Below are 20,041 nucleotides of genomic sequence, written 5' to 3' on the forward strand. Positions count from 1 at the left end.
CTGCAAGCCTCATTGAACGTGGAAAACACATGAGCCACTTGCCATCGACCTTGTCTCAGTCGGTATGCAGAAACTGTCACCGCCGACCAATTCTTAGCGGTGTTGCACCAAAACCCCACTTCGAGGTCACGGCACGTTGCCAGACCTCAATGCGCGAGACCGGCGATATGTCTCGGATGGCAACTCGCCGAACAGCGACCGGTAGTGGCCGGCAAATCTGCCGAACTCGGTGACGCCGTGTGCCGACAGGATATCGACGACTCCGACCGATGCACCGTTGTCGCGACTGATCTCGTGATAAACCAGGTTTAGCTGCCGAAGCCTCAGATAGAGCTTTGGCGAGAAGCCGAGATAGCGCTCGAAAGCACGCAGCAAGGTGCGGTATTCCACCTTGGTCGCTTTCACGATGTCCTTGATATGGACGATGCTTTCCGACCTGGTCCCAACGAACTCAAGCGCCTCCAGAACGATTCGCTCGTACGAGAGGGTGTACTTGTTGGGCAGGAAGCTTTGGCTCAGGCGATTATCCCGGATGCAAGCCAGCTGATCCATCAGGGCGTCCTCTGCCTCCCGCGCCATCATAGGCCGGTCAGCGAAGGCAGAATCGGAGAAGGAACGCAGAGCCTGCCTCGACACCTCGATCAGCTTCGATTTGATCGGCTCTGGCAACCGGACGAGATGCTTGGCGGTCTTCGGCGAAGCCTGAGTTGTGGCCGCAGGGAGCATGTTCCTCGCGATGCTCTCCTCATTGGGCAGCGACCACGCCACCCATTCGACATGACCGGAACGGACAAAGGTGAAGTGACAGTTCGGAGGGAAAATGACCAGGTCAGAGGCCTGGCATGGCACACCATCGAGCACGACGCGATCGTCGAAGTTGGAGGACTGGACGATCAACGTCGTAAAATTCGGGTCGGTGACGCCATGCGCAATCCCGGGGCCGCCGTCGGTGCCATTTCAGAAATGTCACCCTCGCGCCTCTAACGGCGTCGGTGTATTGCCCGAAATCATTCAATTCAAAATATCCCGCCCGTCTGAGCGGCAATTCAAGAGAAAAATAGAACAGGCGATGCCGCTCTTAGTAACACTGCGCACAGCGGATCGGTCGGCAACGTGCGACCGATCCGCCCTCTGACAATCTACTTCATCTGGATTCCCATCATCTCCCGCTCCGCCTTGAACACGACGGCAATAGCGTCGATGATGAGCTTTTCGGGATGTGCCTTGCAGTAGACGATGACTTCGTGCTCCACGAGCTTGCCCTTGCGCAGGTCGAGGAAATGCTTCTTGGCAAGGCCGTTGTACCAGCCGCTGTACCAGGCCGTCAGCGCATCGGCGTCCTCCTGGTAGGTCCCGGCGAGTTGCGCGCAGGTCAGCTTCTGAACATCGATGAATCCATTCGCGTCGACATAGGCCGACAGCGGGGTCTGGGCCCTGGCAGACACCATTGTGGCAACCAGCAGAGCTACGGAAAGCAGCAGTCTCGAACGCATTGGGGATCCCATTGTGATGAATCGGATGTAGAAAGATCTCAGACGACTTTCAGAGGCCGGGCGCCTTCGCGCGCGACTGGCATCCGAGCTGAAAAGCATCGGCTCGGATGCACGATCAGGATCAAGACAGTCCTATCGGACGTTCGAGGCGGCGCATCGTCCGTCGAACGGGACCGAATATGTGATCGATGTCCCTTGTTCAGAACCGGTAGTTGATGCCGCCACGCACGACATTCAATTCATCCGTGCTGACTCCGGTGCCGACGACTTTCGTGTAGAGATACTCGGCCTTCACGGACCAGTTCGGTGTAAAGCCGTATTCCACGCCGAAACCCGCGGAGATGCCCGGACGCCAGGACGAGGCTGAGCAATCCGGCAAGACGCCAACCGTGCCGCAGGGCACGCCGGCGATGGTTGATGCGCTGGCGGTCGACTTGACGAAGGCTCCGCCGCCGGTGGCGTAGATCAGGACGTTGTTCATGGCGATACCGACCCGGGCCCTCACCGTCGCCAGCGCGCTGATGTTTGACGAGGTGTTCAGCGTGACGCCCTGTCCGATGCCGAGAATGCTCGGCGTTACGACGGAGGACCCGCTGATGTTGGCCCAGTCGATGTCACCTTCCAGGCCGAGCACGACGTATCCCTGCTGAATCTGCCCACCAAACGTGCCGCCGATCATGCCGCCACTGATGTCAAAACCGGCTCGATCGAACCTGTTGGCGAACAGCACCATCGGGTCCTGGTTGCCCCAGCCGTACCCGGCGTTGCCGCCGACATAGAATCCCGTCCAGTTGTAGACGGCGGCAACCGGAGCCTGCGCCTTGTAGGCGGGCGCCGCCGGCAAGTCCGCCGCGGCCGCATAACCACCCATCATCAGCGAGGCCGCGATCGCAACCCCAAACTTTCCAATCTTATTCATTGCCGCACCTGATTGATTGAAGAAATCGTGTAGCGGTGATCGCATCGAATGCGCGCAACCCACTATGCAGAATCTGACGCGCGCGTTCTGTTTTCCCGACTGTGGCCAAGTTGCCGCAGCGAAAGCATCGGCGCGCAGTCGGTGTTGAGCGCCAATGGTCTCTCGGTGTCAGGCGAGCAGGCTGACGAATATGCAAATTCTGACAATCCGGTGGTGTCGAGCGATGACCGGGCGCTCCTGGCCTGGTTCAACCTTGCCGAAACTCCGTCATGCTGACCCGGAAGCCCTAGTTGCGTGCGAAATAGAGCGGCGTCCTGAGCGTGATCTGGTAAGCAGGCTTTGGTACCCACATGATCTGCGCGGTCACGCCAAACAGTCGGTTGTCATTGTCGTCCATCCGGTCAAGGTCCAGTCGCACGATCGGCTGGGTAAAGGAGGAGACCGACGCGCGGCCCAAGAGCTCGGCGCCGCCGAAAACCTGCACGCCCGCGCGGCTCGTAAGCTTCCAATTGTTCGGCCATTGGTAGTAACCGCCGACATAGCCCATGATATCGGAATGGATGGTCGCGAGTTGACTGCCGATGACAACCCGTGTGTCCTGCACACCCGCGAGCAACCCACGAGTCTCGTCCTGGTCGAACGCATAGTCGAACTCGAAAACATTTGTAAAACTCGTGGTAGCAAACGGTCCATTCGGAATCGCCTGGGTAATGGTCGATTGCCAACTCAGGGTCGGAATCGAGCCGCCGTTCTGATTGTAGAGATCGGCCTGAAATCCAAGATTCCAGCTCGTAAGCGCCACGGACGACCAGCCGGTCATCGGAGTGCTGGTCGAGCTGGCTGATACGCCGGCATAGAGCGAGACATTATCGTTCACGTCGATCGTCATGGGAAGATCGACCACGACGCTCTGGGCGCCCGGCATCGCCGCACCGCCCGCAATCGCAGCCAGGCTGCCGGCGTTCGAGATGGCAGCGGATTGCAACGCCGCGAGCAAGGACGAATTGCCGAAGCCGACCGCCAGCGCACCGGCGGGCACCCTCGCGTAGGTGGTTCTCATGTCCAGGTAGACGTTCGGCGCGCTCGACACCCCGTTCGCAGAATCATCGTCTTCATCTCCAGCACGGGCAATTCCGCTGGAGAGGCAAATCAAGACGGCCAGCACCAATCCCGGGAAACCAACGCAATTGCGCGCGTTCAGCGCTCCAACCCTCCCCGTAACCTGCAAAACACTCTCCTCGAACGGGGTCCTTATCGGCGATGTCTGACAGCAGTGATGCGGCCAAGCTGATCGATCGAGGGAGCGACAGGCACTATCTCGGTCATCGCCCACTATGCGCCATCCGGTGAACCCGGCACATTCCGGGAAAAGATCGTTGAAACGATATCGGCAATTCGTCGGAACGGTCTATGCAAATTCTGCCAATGCACGGGCGCACCGTATCGCGGCAGGCTCCTACGGCAGATCCGGCTCCTTGGTGTCCTCGAATAAGGCCGGTTCGCCCAACGGCGGTTCGGACGTTTCCGCAAGCCAATGGTGAATGACCGCCGAAGGTATCGCCCGTCGCGGTGTGCAGGGGTTGATGGTGCCCGCGGTCACGATGTATCCTTGCTCGAACTTCTGGCGGGCAAACCTCTGGGCGTCGAGTTCTGTCGGAAAGCTCTCACTCTGTCTCGGCTGTCGTTGCGTGGATGTCTTGCGCATCCTTTTCGGCACCTCGAACGAAACATACCAGGCCTTCGTCAGGTCCATCGACACGGCGCCCTTCCGGTTGGTTTTCCCTGCGGGCTCGCCTCGTCTCGGCTAGCCCGCTGCAGCTATACGCTTTCGACATCACGATCCTGAGTCGCGTCCATCACGCCCGCGCTGAAAGCCCTCGACAAAGGATTCTGGTAATCGATCCTGGCGTTGCGCAGTCCAGCTCTGCCACCGTGCGACATATCGCTGTCCCGGCCCGCCGCTCGAAGCGTCTGCGAAGGGCTCTCGCCGAACAGCTTGCGATACTCAACCGAAAACCGTCCAAGCTCGAAAAAGCCGAAGCAGATCGCAATTTCCGTCACCTTTGCTGTCTCGCCGTCCACCGCGAGAAGTGCCTGCCTCGCCTGATTCAGTCGGAGCACACGAATTCGACGGCACGGCGACTGGCCGTAAACGCTCCTGAACGCTTTTCGTAGAGTACGCTGGCTCACTGAGAGCCGGTGGCATATCGCGGGGATGCGAGGCATTTCTTCAACGTTCCCCGCAGCGATGGCCTCGGCCCGCGCGACAAGAACGCGATATCGATCGCTGGCACCGCCAATCATTGGTCGGTGCCTTTCGATTGCATCCAAAAAGCCGATGAAGTGAGGAAGCTACCCCGAATATGGGCACGCAACCCGTTTGCATGGCCCCCTGACTGACCGCTTCGCGCGGATGTGCAGATCAGATCGGCAATGGCAATAGGAGCGGCGCAGTACATAATAATTGACCTCAACGTCTGGCTTTACATCTGCATCTCGCGTCTTTCAGCGCGAAGCGTCTTGCCATTTCGCGCCAATCATTGATGCATGGTCTTCCGGGCCGCCTTGCCGCCGAAAAAACACAGCTCGAATACTGGTAATATGCTAGCGCGACGCTCGTTCGCGGGGCGATGCGGGGCCGCTACCTGCGTCGCGGCCTTGCGTTTTCGCGCCTTCCGCGTCCACTCAGTGCAAGCCGCCCATGCGCTAACTTTTGCTGGCGCGGGCCTTGCCATTCCCTTTGGCGGCCTGCTGCTGCCGATATGCAATCGGCGGCATTTTCATCAAACGCGCAAAGCTTCGGCTGAAACTGCTCGCTCCGGTGTAGCCAAGACGTAAGGCGATGTCCGAAATGCGCTCGTTGGACTCCGCAAGGAGGCGGCAGGCCGTATCGAGGCGGACTTCGGTGACCAATTCGCTGTAACTTGTCCCCATACCAGCGAGGTGTCGCTGCAATGAGCGCACGCTCACGCCCAGTTGGCGCGCAGTGCATTGCACAGATGCGTCATCCTGACGCAGCAGCACCGAAATCGCCGCGCGGACAGAGTGTCGGGATGGCGAAGAGACGGGTTTTATGTGCACGTCATGAAAGATTGCAAGCGTGATCTCCTTACTCAAACCGCTGCTTACGATCTTCTTATAATGTGATCGAATTGGTAGGCCCGTCTGGCCATGAGCCGCCTAAATTGCAATTCTGGAATTAAGATCAATTGCACACGTCCCAGCCTCGCATGCACCGCTGCGACGCGACACCCAATGCACCCGGCGAGCAAATTTCGAGATCGCTCCTCATAGTGCCGCGACGACAAAGTACGACCGTTAAAATGAACGCCGCAGGCAGCAGACGAGCAACATGAGCGGAATTCCCCTAACCCGCTGCCAATTCGTGATTCCGTTTGCAGACATTCATAACGAGCTGGGAGCTCCCACTGCGACGCTCCTGTCGAAATTTAGTCTCCCGACAGCGCTGCAAGAAAAAGCCGATCATTATGTTCCGATATTGCCTGCCATATTGTTTGCACAAGCCGCGCAGAGATCGCAGGGCATCACGGATATTGGCTTTCCCGCTTCGCGGCGGCTGCAGTTCTGCCACTGGAGCGATAAGCTGCGAACCATCATCAGCTACTCTCCGACGCTGTACGTCGCCCTGCAGCAAGTGTGCAAATCGGCACCGCTCGAAGACACGAACCTGTACATGTGGCTGGAGCGCCGCGATGATCGTGTAAGAATTTTCAGCAAGCTGGGCGGGACTGCCGGCATGCTTCATCTTGAACACTCACAATGGCTGCAGAACGTCTTTGTCGTCCACATCGTTCGACAGTTAGCCGGATCGGAGTGGACTCCCTCAACGATGGCCTTCGAGGCAAATTATGCGCCAGGCTCGGAGGCTCAGGCATTCTGGCCGAATACGCGCTTTCTGCCGCGCCAGGAAGCCTCCTGGATTGATGTGCCCGTGGCGCATCTCGACCTACCCAGCCTGACACGCGATACGGCGCTGAATTTCTCCGAGGACGAGCCCCAGCCGTTCGGCGACGAGCTTGTCCGTGCACTGATGTTGCCTTCTTACCTGGATGAGGGAATCCCGGCGGTCGCGAAAATCGCCGAGATGGCCGGCGCAAGCGCCGGGAGTTTTCAACGCAAATTCTCAAACGCTGGCCTGACATATTAAGCTTGCTCGAATTGATCCGTTTTGAGAATGCCGCCAAGCTTCTGCGTGAGACCGACGCCAAGATCATCGAAATCGCGTTCTCTTCTGGCTATGCCGATCCTGCGCATTTTTCGCGTGCGTTTCGCCGTATGACCGGCGCCACGCCATGCGAATTTCGCGAGAAATGGAGACCGCGGTAGGCGCGGCCGCCCTCGGACAATCGCTTCCGTTTCGACAGCAGCCCCTCCGATTGGCACGGAGGCAATTTCCCCCGGCGCAAGCCCGCTATGGAAAGCGCGCCACGCATTCGTCGAGCAATTCGGGACTGCACAAACGGCGGTCGGACGGCGGCGCGTCAATAGATCGGACGCAGTTGGAGCCCGGAGAGGCCGAGGGTCACATTGACGGCTACCGAGCCCTCCACCGAGACGGGCTGCAACGCAAATGACCGCCCCGAGCCACCGACTAGAACATTGACGCCGGCGCCTAAGCCGAGGCCGATGTCGCCTGACGCCCCGACATATTCGCCGGCGAGAGCTCCGGGCGGAGGGCCTGCCGTCGGGGCAAGGACCGCCCAGGCGAGTGCGCCGCCGGCTGAAACGCCGATATCGATTCCGACGGTATTGAGGGCGCCTTCATAGAGTTGAGTCGGCAATGGCGGGTTCTGTGTAAAGCGACATGACATCGATTGATGGCCAAATATGACAAACCCGACGCTAGGGTCGAGCTTGCAAGCCAGCATGCCGATCTGGGTCCACGATGCCTGTTGGGCGCCTGCGGAGGACACAGAGCCGGACCATGCGCAGAGAACGCAGAGGACAGCCAGAATTGGTGCACGCATTCGCTTCCCGATCATCTCGCAAAGACTAGTTAATCGCGGGCCGGCGCTTGGTCCTGACCGCGTTCTGTTTTCGTAGAGGAGCACGTGAGAGCCGACGAGGCTATGCAAAATCGGACAGCCGAACCCGTCGTCAGGCCGTTCTGTCGCGTTGATCCGACGCGTCGGTGCTTTCAATCGCGGTCGCGCTCGGCTATTCTTCCCAAACCGCGTTCGCCGCGGCGTTCAGGAAGCTAACGGGCGATACCCCGAGCAATTGGCGACGGCGTGCGCGTTAGCGCGTCGCCTATGGCGCCTGCAGGCCTGAATGTCAGGTGCTTTCCGGTCCGCAGCGCCACCTTCGTGCGCCCACCCCGCAGACCCACGAGGTAGGAATGCAAGGGCATGCCTGCTGCCGCTGAGAAGGCGCGGATGACTTGCGTAGTTGACACCCGGCGGCGTGCGCAAGTCTGGCCGCGAACTCGGTTGCAAATTAGGGGAAAGCCGCTGGCGGGAATGTAGTTTCATTCTCAGTCATCATCCTCGTGTTTTCAGCAACTCCTGACAAAACAGCGGCAACCGAAGAAAAGCCACTGTCCGATGCATCGGTATCCTGAGCGCTCCGAGAAAGAACCCGCGCTGACAGCCTTTTGGCCGAACGCGGCTTGCTCAACATTCGAGGACGCGCCATGCCTGCCAAAACCGTTGCTGACCAATTCGTTGAGACGCTGGCGGCGGCCGGCATTAAGCGCATCTACGGCGTGGTTGGGGACAGTCTCAACGGCTTGACGGATGCGATCCGGCGTCATGGCGGGATCGACTGGGTCCACGTTCGTCACGAGGAGGTCGCCGCTTTCGCCGCGGGCGCCGAGGCCCATCTGACGGGCGAGCTCGCAGTCTGCGCCGGAAGCTGCGGGCCGGGGAATCTGCACCTCATTAATGGTCTGTTCGATTGTCATCGATCACGCGTTCCTGTGCTCGCAATCGCTGCGCATATTCCCTCCGCCGAGATCGGCAGCGGCTATTTTCAGGAAACCCACCCGGAGAACCTGTTCAAGGAATGCAGCCACTATTGCGAGCTCGTGTCAGGAGCAGATCAGATGCCGCGAGCGTTGCAGGTCGCGATCAAGGAAGCGGTCGGCAAGCGAGGCGCGTCGGTGCTTGTCATTCCTGGCGACGTCGCCCTGCAGGCGGCTATGATTGCACCAGCCCCAAAAGCCGATAGCTTGCTGCCGCCGATGCCGGTCGTAACGCCGGCAACCGACGACCTCGAAAAGCTTGCTAGACTGCTCAATGGCACGAGCCGCGTGACCGTCCTCTGCGGCTCCGGCTGCGCGGGAGCGCATGACGAACTTCTAGCCCTGGGCGAACGGCTCCAGGCGCCCATGGTGCACGCCCTGCGGGGGAAGGAACATGTCGAATGGGAAAACCCATACGACGTGGGCATGACGGGTTTGATCGGCTTTTCCTCCGGCTATTACGCCATGCGCGACTGCGACCTCTTGCTGATGCTCGGGACCGATTTTCCCTATCGGCAATTCTATCCGGACAACCGCGATGCCCGTATCGTGCAGGTCGATTTGAGGCCGGAGAATATCGGCCGCCGTGCCACTGTCGATCTCGGTGTGGTGGGTGATGTCCGGGCGACGCTTGCGGCATTGCTTCCCTTGCTCAAGACAAAAGCCGACGGCACACATCTGGCACAGGCGCAGCGCCACTACACCAAGGCGCGCAAGGCGCTGGACGAGCTTGCCGTGGCCATGCCGGGCAAGGCACTGATTCATCCACAACAGGTCGCAAAGACGATCAACGACCAGGCTGCAGATGACGCGGTGTTCACCTGCGACGTCGGCCTGCCAACGGTTTGGGCTGCCCGCTACCTGGCGATGAACGGAAAGCGCCGTCTGCTCGGCTCGTTCTGGCACGGCTCCATGGCCAATGCCATGGCGCAGGCCGTGGGGGCGCAGGCCGCCTATCCCGGCCGCCAGGTAATCTCGCTCTCGGGTGATGGCGGCTTCACCATGCTGATGGGCGATCTTCTCACCCTTGCCCAACAAAGGCTGCCCGTAAAGGTCGTCGTGTTCAACAATGGTGCCCTGGGCTTCATCGAGTTGGAGCAGAAGTCGACGGGAATTCTCAACTACGGCACCGAGCTCAAGAATCCGAATTTCGCAGCGATGGCCGAAGCCGCGGGCATACGCGGCATCCGCCTCGAGCATTCATCCGACGTCACGGAAGGAATTGCTGCGGCGCTCGCGCACGACGGTCCAGTGCTGATCGATGCGGTCGTGAACCGGAGCGAACTCGCCATGCCGCCCTCGGTCACACTGGAAATGGCCAAGGGTTTCACCATGTACATGATCAAGGCCGTGATCAGCGGCCGCGGCGACGAGTTGATCGACCTGGCCAAAACGAACCTCTGGAGATGAGGAGGCCAGCATCTTCAGCTCAAGCAACGGTCATGTACATTACTGGCGAACGGATGCCGGCGCGCACATATCCTCCTCGCATGCGGCCTACGACCTGCTGCTTGCAAGTTTCTCGAAGTATTTAGAAACTAGGTGGTGTGGATTGGCAGAGAGTAACGGTTCCTTTAGACGGCGCTTCCTGCGTTTATTCGTTCCGGCCGAGACAAAGGGTCCTGCACCTGTCATGGCGCATTTCAACGGTTTGGACGGACTGAAGGAGTTTCTTTTTCTCTCGGGCTTTCCAAACGCTCTTGCCAGGCGCGGGGTCTCGGCGTTGGTGGTTGAAAAACCGGGAGTTGGCGAACCGTTGCGCAAACATGGCTTGCACATTTTTGCCGAAGTCGAGGTGCCTGCAAGCGCGTGTATCGATTTATCTCGAAACGTGCCCGGAAGGTCCAATCACTCATAAAAACTGAATCATCAAATCAAGCCAGGTCACAATGCCGACCGCGCTGACCCGGCCGCCCCGCGCCCGCGATCACGCCAGAATCGGAAGAGCCCGACTGATATCGTCCACCGACGGGTCGCGTTCCCACGATCCAAGCCCCCGACGATACTGGCCGGGCGCCAGACCGGTCGCCTGCCGGAACGCGCGTGAAAAATTGGCTTGGCTGGAAAAGCCGAGTGCCAGTGCAATCTCGACCAAGGGGAGATCACCTTCGATCAGCAGGAGTTTCGCGCGCTCGAGGCGCTTGGTACTCACATAGCGATGGGGAGATTGTCCGACGGCCTGCTTGAAGGCGCGGGCAAAGTGGTAGCGGCTCAGAGCCGCCGTTGATGCCATGCGATCAAGAGTGAGATCGCCTTCGAGGTTTGCTTCGATATAATCCAGCACGCGGAAGAGCCTGCGGCGATCGAGCCCTTCTCTCGCTAAGCGGGTAACAGAGGAGGCGGTTGGCGTACAGATGTGTTTTTGAATCAGCCTGGCGGCCATGCTGCTTGCCAGTGACTCGACCAGCAGCGTGCCTGCAGAGGTTTCGGCCTGCAGTTCCGACGCGATGGCCCGCGCCATCTCGCCTAGTAGCGGATCTTCGAAGGCGCTCTGATATCTCAGGAAGCCGAGCACCGACTCATCGACGTCGATACCGAGCTTGCTCGGGGAGAACTGGCTCGAGGGAAGATGGATATGCATGATTTCCGGCAGATCGTTGGCGATGTCGACGGAGCCGTCCCGCCAACCCGCTGGAGTTAGCCAAACGGTGCCGGGGCGGGTGACCTTCTTATCCACGATCCCGGAAGCACGCCGCGTGATGAGCGACCCATTACCACGGATATCGATACAAATCTCGGTATCGGATTGCGTGCCTTGCCAGGGAATTACGCTTTTGCCATGAGTGCGCACCTCGGCCGACAGGCCAGACCAGCCTCGATTCATCGAAGACGACAATAACTTCGTCGGACCGCGACTCTGCCAACGGTCGCCGTGAGGCTGTGGTTCTACGCTCGCGCCGGCTGGCTGCTCTCGTCTTATCTCCATGATGCCCTCCCGAGGGTTGGACGTTGCTATCTTCTGAACCAGGCCTTTCGAAATTTGCCGCGATGCGACGAAACTCGAGAGGATCCTCCCAGATCATCGAAGGGCGTTCGGTGGATCGTCCCGAACCGAAGTCGCCGTCACGCGGTGATCAGGCGTCGGCGCACCGCTCATGCCCGAGGGATCGTCGCGATATAGGAAGGACGCTTGGCGAAGCCCGCATGCCAAGCTGCCAGGCCGGGATGGGTCTCGCGCCAGTCCCAGTCGGCGAAGCGCGAGTCCAGATAGCCTAGGGCGCAAGCGGCGCTGATTGTGCCGATGGTTACAGGCCCCTCGAGCTCCGCCGCATCCGCCTCCATACGGTCGAGCGCATTCCGGATCTTGGTCGTCTGGCGCTCGATCCAGGCTTCGCTGCGTCCAGACTCCTGGCGCAGGTTCAGCTCGTAGCGGATCAGGAGCGCGGCATCCAACAGTCCATCGGCCAGGGCTTGCCAGCGCATCGCGCGCCAGCGGGCCTCGCCCGCGGCGGGCAGCAGGTTCGGTCCGTCATGCCGCGAGTCGAGATACTCGCAGATTACAGGGCTGTCGTAGAGCGGGCCGAAATCGGCCTCCAGCACCGGGATCTTGCGCACCGGGTTGTACGCCGACAGACCGTTTGCCGGGTCCTCGGTGTTAATGAGGACCAGCTCGATCCGGTCCTGCTGGCCGGTCTCGATGGCGACGATCCGGGCCTTGCGGGAGAAGGGCGAGAACGGATTGTAAAACATTTTCATAGTCGTCTCCAGGTTGAGGAAATCAATCAGGACCAGTCCCGGAGAGATCATTCATTCGTGGTGCATTCGGTAGGTGATTGTGCCTACTATCATCCATAAGCAGCCCTTTGAGATCGGTGGCGATGGACCGTTTCATCACGATGGCAACCTTTGTGCGGGTGGCGGAGCTCGGCAGCCTGTCGGCGGCAGCGCGAGAGCTGGGGCTGACGCAGCCTGCGGTCAGCCAGCAGGTGGCAGCGCTGGAGCGGCGGCTGGGCGTGCGCCTCCTGAACCGCAGCACCCGCCGCCTTGCGCTGACCGAGGCCGGTGAGCGCTACCACATCCAGGCCCGCCGAATCCTCGAGGCGGTGACCGAGGTCGAGGACGGGGTGACCGAGGCGGCGGGCACGCTGAGCGGCATCCTGCGGGTGCATGCGCCGGTCGGGTTCGGCCAGGCGCATGTGGCGCCGATCTTGATCGGCTTCCAGCGGCTTCACCCGAAGCTAGCGGTCGAGCTGATCACCGACGACCGATACGCCGATCTCATCGGCGAGGCTGTCGACGTGGCCATCCGTCTCGGCACGCTCGCTTCCCCCGGGCTGGTGGCGCGGCGTCTGGCGATGCTACGGCGGATTTTGGTAGCTTCTCCGGAGTACGTCGCCGTCGAGGGATGCCCGCAAACGCCGGAAGATCTGGCGCGCCACCCGCATGTGCGCTTCAGCTGGTCGGCGGCGGGGGACGTCCTGTCGCTGAATGGCCCGGACGGGCCGCTGGAGGTGCGCGTGCGATCGCGCTTCCTCGCCAACAATACGTTCGTGCTGGTCGAGGCGATCCGCGCCGGCATTGGCGTCGGCGGCGCCCAAGTGCCGCTCGTACAGCCGCTGCTCGAGAACGGCGCATTGGTGCGGGTCATGGAGGACTACGCTTACGCTCCGCTGGAGCTGCATGCGATCTATCCTTCCGGCCGCTTCGTGCCGCGTCGGGTCCGCGCTTTCGTCGACTACCTCGCCGCCGCACTGCCAACCATTCCGGGTCTTGAGCGGGAATGATCCGGGCACCCTAGGCGATTAGTGGTCGACTGATTGAAGGTGCCATCAGCGCGTCGGGCCACACTTCGCCATTGAAGGGGCCCGCCGGAGAGATCCTCCGAACGCAAACTGGCACTATGCCTGCTTGAGCATGGTAATCGTTGTCTGGGGCGCCGCACGGTCTGGACTTGCCCGTCATGGCAAGGCCGCCGGCATTCGACAACGCTGATGCGAGTTCGGCAAAGCCGACATAATGCATGCCGCCCTGGATGATCGGATACCGGATACCGAACAATTCGGTGATTGCTGTCTTCAATTGGAAACTCCGCTTTCCGCCCGTTGGACGATTTCGAGCGTCAGTTTCGCTGGGCGGTCCAGTACCCCGAACAACGCGCACGTCCCGAATAGCCGCCCCATGTCCCGCGACCGGAATTGCCCGAGAGCCGGCCCGACCCGGACGCATATTTGTCCGGGACGCTCACCGAGGCGCTGACGGCGCCCGAGCGAGCAACACGGCCCTTGAACTTCACGAGGTTGGGTTGCGTGACGACGCCGTCAGTGATGTTGACAGAGAAATCATAGGTCGGGTCGCACGCGCCTCGTTGCGTCACGAAGAGAAGGTCCCATGACCCGTCATACGCCGAGCGGGCCTGTGCGACTGATACGAAGGCGACCAGGCAACCCGCGGCTACCGCGGATGTGAAGAGGTTTCTCATTGTGCGCTCCACTGTTTCCATCATTCGCTTCCTCGAAAATGTTGCCTCAATGCAGTTTACTGATTTCGGCGAACCCGTGGCCGATGCGGAATGCACTGCAGGTCACTCTGCCGCGAGCGCATGGTGTCGCCGCGGCAATCCGATCCGGCACCATATATCGACCAACGCCTCACCGAGCGCGTCAATCAGCTTGTCATCATGATAGGGAGTCGGCGTGATGCGGAGCCACTCGGAGCCACGCGGGACGGTGGGATAGTTGATTGGCTGGAAATAAATGCCGTGCTCGGCGAGCAGGAGATCGCTCGCTTCCTTGCACTTCTCCGGATCACCCACCATCACCGGCACAATGTGCGTATCACTGGGCATTACCGGCAGACCTGTCGCATTGAGCACGGATTTTACCCGCGCCGCGCGTTCCTGATGGCGGTCGCGCTTCCATTGCGACGTCTTGAGGTGCCGGATCGCCGCGGTGGCGGCGGCGCAGACCGCAGGCGGCAGCGCGGTAGTGAAAATGAATTCCGGCGCGCAAGAACGCACCGCATCGATGATATCGACGCTCGCCGCGATGTAGCCTCCCAGGCAGCCGAAAGCCTTGGCCAGGGTACCCTCGACGACGTCGATGCGATGCAACGCGGCTTCCCGCTCGGCGATGCCGGCGCCGCCGCGGCCGTACATGCCGGCCGAATGGACCTCGTCAATGTAGGTCATGGCGTGGTAGCGCTCCGCGAGGTCGCAAATGCGTCTCACCGGCGCGATGTCGCCGTCCATCGAGTAGATAGCTTCGAATATGATCAGCTTCGGCCGCTCGGGTGCCTCCACCGCCAGCAATTCTTCGAGGTGATCGACGTCATTGTGACGCCAGATCTTCTTTTCCGCGCCAGCCCCCCGCACGCCTTCGATCATCGAATTGTGGTTCCAGGCGTCAGAGAGGATCAGGCAATTCGGCAGCAGCTTGGCGATGGTCGCAATGCCTGCCAGGTTCGACACGTACCCCGAGGTGAAGACCAGCGCGGCTTCTTTACCGTGCAGGTCCGCGATCTCGCGCTCTAATTCGACCAGTGGATGATTGGTGCCCGCAATGTTACGGGTGCCGCCCGCGCCAGCGCCCATGCGGGCCGCGGTTTCGATCATTGCGCCGATCACCTTCGGATGCTGACCCATGCCGAGATAGTCGTTCGAGCACCAGATCACGACCGGCCGTGGGCCATCCGGAGAATGCCACACTGCGTGCGGAAAACGTCCGGCGATGCGCTCGAGATCGGCAAACACGCGGTAGCGTCGTTCGGCGTACAGCCGAGTTAGCGCCGCAGAAAAGAAATGATCATAGGTCATGGAATCTTCGCCTGGTTTTGCTCAACGATTGGGACTTCGCCTACTCAAGGAGCAGCCGAGCCCATCCGGTCCGCTGTCGCCCATCAGGCTGAAAGGGGCGGCCGGTCCTCGGGAGGGGAAAGGACCGGCCGCGGGGATGCCCGGCGAGGGACACGGGGGGAGGCACGCGCCGGGAGCCCAAGCTGCCTTCAGCTAATCGTGACAGATGCGGATGCTCCATGCTTGGAGAACCATTTTGGGCCCGGGCCACGCATGTAATGACGCTCGGGCCGATACCAATCATGAGCCCTCGCCATAAGCTTGCTCAGTCTGCACGCGAGTTCGTTCACCATCTGACGAAGCGACACTTTCCGCGATCCAATTGCGCGCATGCTGACCTCAATGCGGCTTGCCAAGTACGAAAGCGAAGGGGACGACGAACAGCTCATCGCCCTGGTCGTCACTGACATGCAGGACCCAGTCACGCCAGTCCTCGAGGCTGTGCTCGCTGGTGAAGGATCGCACGAGGCGGGTCGCATGATCGCGCGCCTCAGCGAGATCGTTCATCACGGCCCCGGAGTGATCGAGGAAAACCTTCTTCGTGGTGGAGCGGTGGAAAAATACCTGGGTCATGTCCGGTCTCCTTCAAACCGCGCCTGGCTTTCAGCATGGGTGGCCGCGCGGGCCAATGCCTTGGCCGCATCGACATGCGAAGCTTGCGCCGCTCGCCGCTCGTACAAGTCGGCCAGGGCCTTCAGCTGATGCGCAACTGCCAGATCTGTCATGGTGCTGGCGGAGTGGAGCAAGGCATGCGCGGTTTTCAGATATTCCCTGCCTCGTGAAATCTGCAACGTCATGGTACCCTCCTTCGGGCCAGCGATCAGCGGGATCGATGCGGCCTGGCTCCGTTATGCAGATTTTTCCCGGGCGCGGCTTTGCTCTGGTTGTCGCGATTTTGTCATAGGTTGCTGTCGATGGCTGCCGGTGAACCTGGCCGATCCGCCCGTGAATTTCGCAGCCAGATCTCGCATTGGCCGGGCGGGGTCGACAGGCTGACCGGCGCGTCTCCTCACCGGAGTAACGCCGACATGCCGATGAGCCACTGAGATGCCCTATTCGGTTCCGTCGGGCTTCACTTTTGAGTCAGCAGACAGGAGAACGCTCGATCGAACCCAGGCTCGGGCCAGATCGAATTGAATCCACTCAGGGCTCAATGGATGTCCAGTGAATCAAGTCGTCCAGGCCCAAGGTTCTGATAGCCGTACGGAATGTTTGGAGGACCAAACACAACGTCACCAGCTTCAGCATCGATAGTCCTTTCGTTCCCGTGCAACGGCACTAGTGAGGCGCATGGTCGAAGGCTTTGCTTCGAATGTTGCGATTTGTCGCTGGTTGCTTAGAACACCGCGGCGGGCTCGTACCAAGGTCCCTGATGCCCGGCATCCGCGGTCAAAGCTGCCGGTCGCGCATCTCGTCGAATTCCTCGCGGCAGGCCTCGCTGAATTCGCGCAGCAGGTCAATGGATCCGCGTTTGGCCATGTCACGCAGTTCGCCGAAACTCTTGTCCGGCTCCAAATAGGTATCCATGATCGTCTTGGCGATGTGCTCGGCACTTCGCACGACCGGCCTGGAGGACAGCACTCGCATCCTGTTGAGCTTCGCATACAGCGCAACCAGGCCGGGGGTACCGGCACTTACCTCGTGATGCTGAAGCGCATCGATGTGACATCTCGAGGCTTCCTCGATGAAATCCCTGTAGAGGATCTGCCGCCGGTTTTTCTCATGAAGCAACCATTGCGCGCGGACCTGGCTTCGGTGGTTGAGCCAATTGGCGATTCCGCTGCTCAGGCCGCCAATGGTCGCGCCGATAAGGGCGGCGAGCGCAGAAATGATGGAAGCGTCCATGTGTTTTAGCGCTGCATTTGCAAATTCATCATCTCGCCATGCGCCATCATGTTCTCATTCAGATTGGCCATAATCACGAGGGAGCCCGCGATGACGAGGATTACGATGAGCACGCCAAACGCGAGCGCCAGGATATTGTGGGTGCTGTCCGGCCCCGTCGTAATGTGAAGAAAGAACACTAGGTGCACGCCCATCTGGGCGATGGCAAGGACCGCGAGTCCGGCCGGCACGCCAGGAGCCCAGATTGCCGACGTGTTGGCCACCCAGAACGATGTGGCTGTCAGGATCGCCGCCAGCAGCAGGCCGATCGTGTTGACGAGCAAGCCGGAAGACGCGCTTCGCTCCGAGGCCGGAATCGCCGGCCGATCTCCCGGTGCAACATCCCAACGTGTGTCGGTCATGGCAGGACTCCCATCAGGTAGACAATTGTAAAGATCAGGACCCAGATGATGTCGAGTGCGTGCCAGAACAGGGAGAAGCAGTGCAAGCGGCGCACCACGACCTGCTGGAAGCCTCGCTGCGACAGTTGAACCATCATGAGGACCAACCAGCCCAGTCCGACCGCTACGTGCAAGCCGTGACATCCGACCAGCGTGAAAAAGGCGGAAAGAAACGCGCTGCGTTGCGGGGACGCCCCCACCGCCATCATGTTCTGGAATTCACTGAGCTCGAGATTGAGAAAGGCCGCACCCAGGAGGAACGTTACCACGGCACCGAAGAAGGTACCGAGATGATGGCGCGAATTGATGGCGAGCGACATCAGTCCGCAGCTGTAGCTGGAGAACAGGAGAAACGCAGTCTCCATCGCGGCATTGCGCAGATCGAACAACTGGGCACCGGTCGGACCACCCGCAGTCGCCTTTGCGAGCACGGCATAGCTCGCAAACAGCGCCGAGAACATCACGATGTCGCTCAGCAGGAAGATCCAGAACCCGAAGCCGGCGATGATTCGCTTGGACGCGGGACCCGCCTCGGCGACATCAAGGAGTTCGGCCTTTTGTACGGCGTCTGCCTCAACCAGGATGTTCATAGCGATACCTCCACCGGATGTGTCCGATCGAACCGGGCAAGCTGTTCCGCTGGGATCTCGACTTCGTCCTCCGTGCGGAACATGAAGGCGAGCCACGTTATGGTCGCGCCGAGAAGCCCGACGCCTGCCATCCACCAGATGTGCCAGATCAGGGCGAAGCCGATAATCACTGCGAAGAACGCGGTCACGAAACCGGCCGGACTGTTCTTGGGCATTTCGATCGGCTCGTACCTGCGCTGCCGCCCGGACAAATCCTGCTCCGCGAGCACACGCTGCTTCTTTGCCCAGAAGGCATCGATCTCATCCGCACGAGGCAGCACCGCAAAATTCCAGGCCGGCGGCGGCGATGCGATGGACCATTCCAGGGTGCGTCCGTTCCAGGGATCGCCGGTGGTGTCGCGGAGCTGCTCGCGGTCGCGAATGGACACCACGAGCTGCACGACCTGACAGATGATTCCGGCCATGACGATGACAGCACCTGCCTCCGCGACCAGCAGCCAGGGCTGCCAGGCCAGCACATCATAGTGCTGCAGACGGCGGGTCATGCCCATCAGCCCGGTCACATAGAGCGGCATGAAAGCAAGGTGGAACCCGATAAACCAGCACCAGAACGCGGCTTTGCCCCAGCGTTCATCCAGCTTGAAGCCAAATGCCTTGGGAAACCAGTAATTGTAACCGGCAATCGCGCCGAACAGCACGCCCGGGATGATGACGTGGTGAAAATGGGCGACCAGGAAGACGGAGTTGTGCACCTGCCAGTCGACAGCCGGCAACGCCAGCAAAACTCCGGTGAGGCCGCCGAACACAAACGCCACCATAAAGCCGATCATCCAGAGTACCGGCACCGTGAAGCGGACGCGACCGCCGTACATCGTGAACAACCAGTTGAAGACTTTGACGCCGGTCGGCACTCCGATGATCATGCTGGTGATGCCGAAGAAGGCGTTGACACCAGCACTTGCGCCCATTGTGAAGAAATGATGCAGCCACACGGTGTAAGACAGCACGCAGATCGCCAGCGTCGCGCCGACCATCGACCGGTAGCCGAACAGCGTCTTTTCGGAGAATGTCGCGCTCACCTCCGAATAGATGCCGAATGCCGGCAGCACGAGAATGTAGACTTCGGGGTGACCCCAGACCCAGAACAGGTTCACGTACATCATCGCGTTGCCGCCGGCATCCAGCGTAAAGAAGTGAAAGCCGAGGTAACGATCGAGCAGCAGCATTGCGAACAGCGCGGTGAGCACCGGAAATGCGGCCACGATCAGCAGATTCGAGGCGAGCGCGGTCCAGCAGAACACCGGCATGCGCATATAGCTCATGCCGGGCGCGCGCATCTTCAGGATCGTGGTGACGAAATTGACTCCGCTCAACAGGGTCCCGATGCCGGAGATCTGCAGGGACCACAGGTAATAGTCGACGCCGACACCCGGCGAGAACTGCAGCTCGCTGAGCGGCGGATAGGCAACCCAGCCGGTCTTGGCGAATTCGCCGACCAAGAGCGAGACATTGATCAGCAGGACTCCCGTTGCGGTGAGCCAGAAGCTTGCGGAATTCATCGTGGGAAACGCGACGTCGCGGACGCCGAGCTGCAGCGGCACGGCAAAATTCATCAGGCCGATCACCAACGGCATGGCTACGAAGAAAATCATGATGGTGCCATGCGCCGAGAAAATCTGGTCGAAATGCTCAGGTGGCAGATAGCCCTGCGCACCGCCGGCCGCGACGGCCTGCTGGGTACGCATCATGATGCCGTCCGCAAAGCCGCGCACCAGCATGAGCAGCGCAAGGACGATGTACATGACCCCGATGCGCTTGTGATCGACCGAGGTGATCCATTCGCGCCAGAGATACGGCCAGTATCCATTGATGGTGACCCATGCGAGAGCCGCAACGACGATGGCGCCGACGCTCGCCACCGTGCCCATGATGATGGGTTCATGGAACGGAATGGCGCTCCAATCGAGTTTGCCCAGCAGGT

Annotated in this window: 23 protein-coding genes and 2 pseudogenes; 6 read left to right on the plus strand and 19 right to left on the minus strand. The window is 60.5% G+C overall.

Going from position 1 to position 20,041, the window contains the following annotated elements; translation table 11 throughout:
- Positions 1-126 precede the first annotated feature (126 nt).
- From J2R80_RS33855 to J2R80_RS33865, 3 genes are all read right to left on the minus strand, one after another.
- Positions 127-897, minus strand: coding sequence for a helix-turn-helix domain-containing protein (locus J2R80_RS33855; protein ID WP_253640104.1), 771 nt, complete (start codon positions 895-897; stop codon positions 127-129).
- Between the two features lie 242 nt (positions 898-1,139).
- Positions 1,140-1,493 (minus strand): HdeA/HdeB family chaperone, encoded by a 354-nt coding sequence (locus tag J2R80_RS33860; RefSeq protein ID WP_076826357.1) that lies wholly within the window; start codon positions 1,491-1,493, stop codon positions 1,140-1,142.
- A 199-nt stretch (positions 1,494-1,692) separates the two neighbouring features.
- Entirely contained in the window at positions 1,693-2,412 is a 720-nt protein-coding gene (locus J2R80_RS33865; RefSeq protein ID WP_057017172.1) for an outer membrane protein, read from the minus strand.
- A gap of 48 nt (positions 2,413-2,460) precedes the next feature.
- Here J2R80_RS33865 and J2R80_RS33870 point away from each other — a divergent pair, with 48 nt between their 5' ends.
- The gene (locus tag J2R80_RS33870) at positions 2,461-2,688 is read left to right on the plus strand and encodes a hypothetical protein (protein ID WP_141340145.1); all 228 of its coding nucleotides are present in this window, start codon (positions 2,461-2,463) and stop codon (positions 2,686-2,688) included.
- 10 nt (positions 2,689-2,698) lie between these two features.
- Here the strand turns inward: J2R80_RS33870 and J2R80_RS33875 are convergent, their stop codons facing one another.
- The 4 genes from J2R80_RS33875 to J2R80_RS33890 all read right to left on the minus strand — a co-directional run bounded on the left by J2R80_RS33875 (position 2,699) and on the right by J2R80_RS33890 (position 5,529).
- Positions 2,699-3,640, minus strand: coding sequence for a hypothetical protein (locus J2R80_RS33875; RefSeq protein ID WP_246786824.1), 942 nt, complete (start codon positions 3,638-3,640; stop codon positions 2,699-2,701).
- Between the two features lie 228 nt (positions 3,641-3,868).
- Entirely contained in the window at positions 3,869-4,165 is a 297-nt protein-coding gene (locus J2R80_RS33880; protein ID WP_210254771.1) for a hypothetical protein, read from the minus strand.
- A gap of 65 nt (positions 4,166-4,230) precedes the next feature.
- Entirely contained in the window at positions 4,231-4,716 is a 486-nt protein-coding gene (locus J2R80_RS43410) for a helix-turn-helix domain-containing protein (RefSeq protein WP_057017169.1), read from the minus strand.
- A gap of 402 nt (positions 4,717-5,118) precedes the next feature.
- The gene (locus tag J2R80_RS33890) at positions 5,119-5,529 is read right to left on the minus strand and encodes an AraC family transcriptional regulator (RefSeq protein WP_253640105.1); all 411 of its coding nucleotides are present in this window, start codon (positions 5,527-5,529) and stop codon (positions 5,119-5,121) included.
- A 235-nt stretch (positions 5,530-5,764) separates the two neighbouring features.
- On the opposite strand from J2R80_RS33890, the gene J2R80_RS33895 reads away from it, so the two are divergent.
- Complete coding sequence (locus J2R80_RS33895; protein WP_246786825.1) at positions 5,765-6,580, plus strand: AraC family transcriptional regulator ligand-binding domain-containing protein; 816 nt, start codon at positions 5,765-5,767, stop codon at positions 6,578-6,580.
- A gap of 2 nt (positions 6,581-6,582) precedes the next feature.
- Positions 6,583-6,759: a helix-turn-helix domain-containing protein gene (locus J2R80_RS33900; protein WP_229189074.1), complete on the plus strand. Its 177-nt coding sequence runs from the start codon at positions 6,583-6,585 to the stop codon at positions 6,757-6,759.
- 155 nt (positions 6,760-6,914) lie between these two features.
- Here the strand turns inward: J2R80_RS33900 and J2R80_RS33905 are convergent, their stop codons facing one another.
- Positions 6,915-7,415 carry a DUF992 domain-containing protein gene (locus J2R80_RS33905; protein ID WP_141340146.1) on the minus strand — a complete coding sequence of 167 codons (501 nt, stop codon included), beginning with the start codon at positions 7,413-7,415 and terminating at the stop codon, positions 6,915-6,917.
- 137 nt (positions 7,416-7,552) lie between these two features.
- On the opposite strand from J2R80_RS33905, the pseudogene J2R80_RS33910 reads away from it, so the two are divergent.
- A pseudogene (locus J2R80_RS33910) lies at positions 7,553-7,675 on the plus strand (helix-turn-helix domain-containing protein); the annotation flags it as partial.
- 390 nt (positions 7,676-8,065) lie between these two features.
- The gene (poxB, locus tag J2R80_RS33915) at positions 8,066-9,805 is read left to right on the plus strand and encodes a ubiquinone-dependent pyruvate dehydrogenase (protein ID WP_141340147.1); all 1,740 of its coding nucleotides are present in this window, start codon (positions 8,066-8,068) and stop codon (positions 9,803-9,805) included.
- Between the two features lie 517 nt (positions 9,806-10,322).
- On the opposite strand, the gene J2R80_RS33920 is transcribed toward poxB, so the two are convergent.
- Together J2R80_RS33920 and J2R80_RS33925 are read right to left on the minus strand one after the other, a co-directional pair.
- Positions 10,323-11,219 carry a helix-turn-helix domain-containing protein gene (locus tag J2R80_RS33920; protein WP_253640106.1) on the minus strand — a complete coding sequence of 299 codons (897 nt, stop codon included), beginning with the start codon at positions 11,217-11,219 and terminating at the stop codon, positions 10,323-10,325.
- Positions 11,220-11,488: 269 nt separating this feature from the next.
- Positions 11,489-12,091 (minus strand): glutathione S-transferase, encoded by a 603-nt coding sequence (locus J2R80_RS33925; protein ID WP_141340148.1) that lies wholly within the window; start codon positions 12,089-12,091, stop codon positions 11,489-11,491.
- 122 nt (positions 12,092-12,213) lie between these two features.
- Here J2R80_RS33925 and J2R80_RS33930 point away from each other — a divergent pair, with 122 nt between their 5' ends.
- A complete protein-coding gene (locus tag J2R80_RS33930; protein ID WP_229193104.1) occupies positions 12,214-13,119 on the plus strand; it encodes a LysR family transcriptional regulator in 906 nt (301 codons plus the stop codon).
- A 175-nt stretch (positions 13,120-13,294) separates the two neighbouring features.
- On the opposite strand, the pseudogene J2R80_RS33935 reads toward J2R80_RS33930, so the two are convergent.
- From J2R80_RS33935 to cyoB, 9 genes and pseudogenes are all read right to left on the minus strand, one after another.
- A pseudogene (locus J2R80_RS33935) lies at positions 13,295-13,414 on the minus strand (nitronate monooxygenase); the annotation flags it as partial.
- Positions 13,415-13,454: 40 nt separating this feature from the next.
- Complete coding sequence (locus J2R80_RS33940) at positions 13,455-13,814, minus strand: hypothetical protein (RefSeq protein WP_253640107.1); 360 nt, start codon at positions 13,812-13,814, stop codon at positions 13,455-13,457.
- 102 nt (positions 13,815-13,916) lie between these two features.
- Entirely contained in the window at positions 13,917-15,146 is a 1,230-nt protein-coding gene (hemA, locus tag J2R80_RS33945) for a 5-aminolevulinate synthase (RefSeq protein ID WP_253640108.1), read from the minus strand.
- 378 nt (positions 15,147-15,524) lie between these two features.
- Positions 15,525-15,758 carry a DUF6894 family protein gene (locus tag J2R80_RS33950; RefSeq protein ID WP_253640109.1) on the minus strand — a complete coding sequence of 78 codons (234 nt, stop codon included), beginning with the start codon at positions 15,756-15,758 and terminating at the stop codon, positions 15,525-15,527.
- On the minus strand, positions 15,755-15,982 hold the full coding sequence (locus J2R80_RS33955; RefSeq protein ID WP_141340153.1) for a hypothetical protein: 228 nt from the start codon (positions 15,980-15,982) through the stop codon (positions 15,755-15,757). The genes J2R80_RS33950 and J2R80_RS33955 overlap by 4 nt, the downstream gene beginning before the upstream one ends.
- Positions 15,983-16,574: 592 nt before the next feature.
- A complete protein-coding gene (locus J2R80_RS33960; RefSeq protein WP_141340154.1) occupies positions 16,575-17,030 on the minus strand; it encodes a hypothetical protein in 456 nt (151 codons plus the stop codon).
- A 5-nt stretch (positions 17,031-17,035) separates the two neighbouring features.
- Positions 17,036-17,431, minus strand: a complete 396-nt coding sequence (cyoD, locus tag J2R80_RS33965) for a cytochrome o ubiquinol oxidase subunit IV (protein ID WP_253640110.1) — start codon at positions 17,429-17,431, stop codon at positions 17,036-17,038.
- Positions 17,428-18,060, minus strand: coding sequence for a cytochrome (ubi)quinol oxidase subunit III (locus J2R80_RS33970; protein ID WP_141340156.1), 633 nt, complete (start codon positions 18,058-18,060; stop codon positions 17,428-17,430). The genes cyoD and J2R80_RS33970 overlap by 4 nt, the downstream gene beginning before the upstream one ends.
- Positions 18,057-20,039, minus strand: coding sequence for a cytochrome o ubiquinol oxidase subunit I (gene cyoB / locus J2R80_RS33975; protein WP_253641050.1), 1,983 nt, complete (start codon positions 20,037-20,039; stop codon positions 18,057-18,059). Before cyoB ends, J2R80_RS33970 begins: the two co-directional genes overlap by 4 nt.
- Positions 20,040-20,041 lie beyond the last annotated feature (2 nt).

Source organism: Bradyrhizobium sp. USDA 4541 (assembly GCF_024171085.1).
GTDB classification, from domain to species: Bacteria; Pseudomonadota; Alphaproteobacteria; order Rhizobiales; family Xanthobacteraceae; genus Bradyrhizobium; species Bradyrhizobium australafricanum.

Coding starts and splice junctions, on each gene's coding strand:
- J2R80_RS33860 (WP_076826357.1), bottom strand. CDS start 1,493: ATGCGTTCGAGACTGCTGCTTTCCGTAGCTCTGCTGGTTGCCACAATG.
- J2R80_RS33865 (WP_057017172.1), bottom strand. CDS start 2,412: ATGAATAAGATTGGAAAGTTTGGGGTTGCGATCGCGGCCTCGCTGATG.
- J2R80_RS33870 (WP_141340145.1), top strand. CDS start 2,461: ATGCGCGCAACCCACTATGCAGAATCTGACGCGCGCGTTCTGTTTTCC.
- J2R80_RS33880 (WP_210254771.1), bottom strand. CDS start 4,165: ATGGACCTGACGAAGGCCTGGTATGTTTCGTTCGAGGTGCCGAAAAGG.
- J2R80_RS43410 (WP_057017169.1), bottom strand. CDS start 4,716: ATGATTGGCGGTGCCAGCGATCGATATCGCGTTCTTGTCGCGCGGGCC.
- J2R80_RS33895 (WP_246786825.1), top strand. CDS start 5,765: ATGAGCGGAATTCCCCTAACCCGCTGCCAATTCGTGATTCCGTTTGCA.
- J2R80_RS33905 (WP_141340146.1), bottom strand. CDS start 7,415: ATGATCGGGAAGCGAATGCGTGCACCAATTCTGGCTGTCCTCTGCGTT.
- poxB (WP_141340147.1), top strand. CDS start 8,066: ATGCCTGCCAAAACCGTTGCTGACCAATTCGTTGAGACGCTGGCGGCG.
- J2R80_RS33920 (WP_253640106.1), bottom strand. CDS start 11,219: ATGAATCGAGGCTGGTCTGGCCTGTCGGCCGAGGTGCGCACTCATGGC.
- J2R80_RS33925 (WP_141340148.1), bottom strand. CDS start 12,091: ATGAAAATGTTTTACAATCCGTTCTCGCCCTTCTCCCGCAAGGCCCGG.
- J2R80_RS33930 (WP_229193104.1), top strand. CDS start 12,214: ATGGACCGTTTCATCACGATGGCAACCTTTGTGCGGGTGGCGGAGCTC.
- J2R80_RS33940 (WP_253640107.1), bottom strand. CDS start 13,814: ATGAGAAACCTCTTCACATCCGCGGTAGCCGCGGGTTGCCTGGTCGCC.
- hemA (WP_253640108.1), bottom strand. CDS start 15,146: ATGACCTATGATCATTTCTTTTCTGCGGCGCTAACTCGGCTGTACGCC.
- J2R80_RS33950 (WP_253640109.1), bottom strand. CDS start 15,758: ATGACCCAGGTATTTTTCCACCGCTCCACCACGAAGAAGGTTTTCCTC.
- J2R80_RS33955 (WP_141340153.1), bottom strand. CDS start 15,982: ATGACGTTGCAGATTTCACGAGGCAGGGAATATCTGAAAACCGCGCAT.
- J2R80_RS33960 (WP_141340154.1), bottom strand. CDS start 17,030: ATGGACGCTTCCATCATTTCTGCGCTCGCCGCCCTTATCGGCGCGACC.
- cyoD (WP_253640110.1), bottom strand. CDS start 17,431: ATGACCGACACACGTTGGGATGTTGCACCGGGAGATCGGCCGGCGATT.
- J2R80_RS33970 (WP_141340156.1), bottom strand. CDS start 18,060: ATGAACATCCTGGTTGAGGCAGACGCCGTACAAAAGGCCGAACTCCTT.